We start from the raw sequence: 2,526 nt of genomic DNA, 5'->3' as shown, positions 1-2,526 counted from the left end.
AATCCACATAGTAGGGATTCTTCACCCCCTTCGGGGGTTCAGAATGACATTTTTTCCGATGTATTGGTGTTTGAAAAGCACCTATTTTGAATTTTCGGATAAATACTAAAAGCAGTCAGGTTATGACGAGAAAATCACTCCGCATTTTGTATATCGACGATTATCCGCTGGATCGGGCATTGGTGCGCGACGCGCTGGTAGCTGCCTGGGAGGATGTGGAACTCGTCGAGGCCGCCTCGCGTGACGACTTCAATGAGTTGCTTCCAACTGGAAACTTTGATCTGGTGTTGAGTGATTTTAATATTATGGGATTTACCGGCCTGCATGTGCTGGAAGCCGTTCAGAAACGTTTGCCCGGCACGCCGGTGATTATCGTCACCGGAACGGGGTCGGATGAAATCGCCGCCGAAGCCATCAAGCGCGGCGCGGCCGATTATGTGATCAAATCGCCGCAGCATATTCGGCGTTTACCGCATACCATTGAAACAGCTCTGGCACAGAAGGGCCTGCGCGAAGAGCGCGCTCGCGCCGAGATGGCCTTGCGCGAGAGCCAGCGGATGCTCTCTACGTTGATGGGGAATTTGCCCGGTATGGTCTACCGGTGCTTGAATAATACCAAATGGACGATGCTCTTTGTCAGTGAGGGCTGCCTCGATCTGACCGGATACCGCCCGCAAGCGTTGATTGGCGATTTGCAAATCAGCTATACCGAATTAATTCATCCGGATGATCGGCGGCGTGTTTGGGAGCATGTACAAGCTGCCGCGGTAGAAAAGCGCCCCTTTGAAATTGTCTATCGCCTTATCACAGCCAGCGGTGCAGAACGTTGGGTATGGTCAAAAGGAAGCAGTATCGAGATCGCGCCATCACAACCGATGGTTGTCGAAGGTTTTATCACCGATATTTCGGAGTTAAAACGCGCGGAACAAAGCCTGCAACGCAACGCGCATGAACTTCAAACCGTATTTGATACTGTGCCGATTCCGTTAATGGTTTTTGATTCTGGGCAACAGCTTCGGCGGCTGAACCACGCGGCGGAGAACCTTTCGGGTCTGAAAGAAGCCGAAGCGCTGGAGAAATCAATCGGCGAAGTCTTGGGCTGTGTTCACCGCTTCGATTCGCCGCAAGGGTGTAATTTTGGGCCAAGTTGTGAAGCGTGCGAAATTCGCGCAACGGTTGTAGAAACCCTTGAAACCCGTATGCAAATCTCGGGTGTTGAAGCGCAATACCGTACCAAATCGAAAAAAGAACCACAAAGCCTGACGATTCGCTTCAGCACCGGCTATTTTGAGAGCGATAAAAAAGGACATATTGTCATCGCGCTGGAAGATATTACCGAGATAAAGCGTGCAGAGCAAGAACTGCAACGCCGCGGCGATGAACTACAAATGCTGACTATTCGAGTTGCAGAAACAGAAGAGGCGGAACGCCGCCGCCTGGCGCGCGAATTGCACGATCAGGTTGGGCAATCATTGGCGGTGCTAGCGTTTAATTTGAATATTCTCAAGGGCGAAAATATTAAAAGTATCTCTAGTGAAAGTATGTCTCACCTGGATGCCTCGATTGGTATGGTTTCAGAAATTACGCAGGGCATTCGCAGCGTGATGGACGATTTGCGTCCTTCGATATTGGACGATTATGGTTTGTTTGCTGCGATCAGTTGGTATGCCGATCGCTACCGCGCTCAAACGGGGATCCCTGTCCGGGTTATGGGCACCACGCTTGAGCCGCGTTTGCCAATCACGGTTGAAAACGCGTTCTTCCGCATCGTGCAAGAAAGCCTCACCAATATCACGCGCCACGCCGAAGCCACTCAAATCGAAATTAAACTTCTCAACGGCGATAGCGAAATCGTTCTTTCCATTGCCGATAATGGCGTGGGATTCACAATGCCATCTGCATCGGGGGCGGTCGAGCGACGAGGGTGGGGTTTGGTAAATATGCGCGAACGAGCCGATTCGGTGGATGCCCGATTAATAATTGACTCGCAAAAAGGGCATGGCGCTACCATTCGTATCGCGCGTGCAAAGGAGACTGCATGAGTATTTGTGTGGTTCTGGCCGATGACCATAAAGTTATCCGTGAAGGGTTGCGAGCCATTTTATCGGGCCAAGCGGATATCGATATTGTCGGCGACGCATGTGATGGGCTGGCCGCGGTCGAACAAGTACGCCAGTTAAAACCCGATGTGATTGTGATGGATATTAACATGCCATTAATGAATGGGATTGATGCTGCGCGCCGTATCTCGGAAATCCATAATCAAACCCAGGTGATTATTCTATCGATGCATTCCAACAATGAGCATATTTTTCAAGCACTAAAGGCCGGCGCAAAAGGTTATTTGCTCAAGGAATCATCCGGGTTGGAGATTGCCGATGCTATTCGCCGTGTTCATGCAGGCGGACGCTATATGAGCGAGATGATAACAGACAGCATTGTGGAAGAGTATATTGTTTTTCGGGAGAATTCGGTGGTTTCGCCTTTGGAACAACTCAGTGCGCGTGAACGTGAAGTGATGCACCT

At 50.5% G+C, this 2,526-nt stretch carries 2 protein-coding genes; both read left to right on the top strand.

Annotation, left to right across the window (positions count from 1 at the left end):
• Positions 1 to 122: 122 nt before the first annotated feature.
• Entirely contained in the window at positions 123 to 2,042 is a 1,920-nt protein-coding gene (locus tag HN413_08735; protein MBT3390483.1) for a PAS domain S-box protein, read from the top strand.
• On the top strand, positions 2,039 to 2,526 hold a 488-nt coding region (locus HN413_08730; GenBank protein MBT3390482.1), incomplete at its 3' end, for a response regulator transcription factor. The genes HN413_08735 and HN413_08730, both read left to right, overlap by 4 nt.

The sequence above is a fragment of the Chloroflexota bacterium genome (genome assembly GCA_018648225.1).
Taxonomy (GTDB): domain Bacteria; phylum Chloroflexota; class Anaerolineae; order Anaerolineales; family UBA11858; genus NIOZ-UU35.
The sequence above is the reverse complement of the archived record's forward strand: the minus strand, read 5'-3'. Positions and strand labels throughout refer to the sequence as shown.

What these genes read in the sequence shown, in the direction of transcription:
- HN413_08735 (MBT3390483.1), top strand. Translation starts at nt 123, where the DNA reads ATGACGAGAAAATCACTCCGCATTTTGTATATCGACGATTATCCGCTG.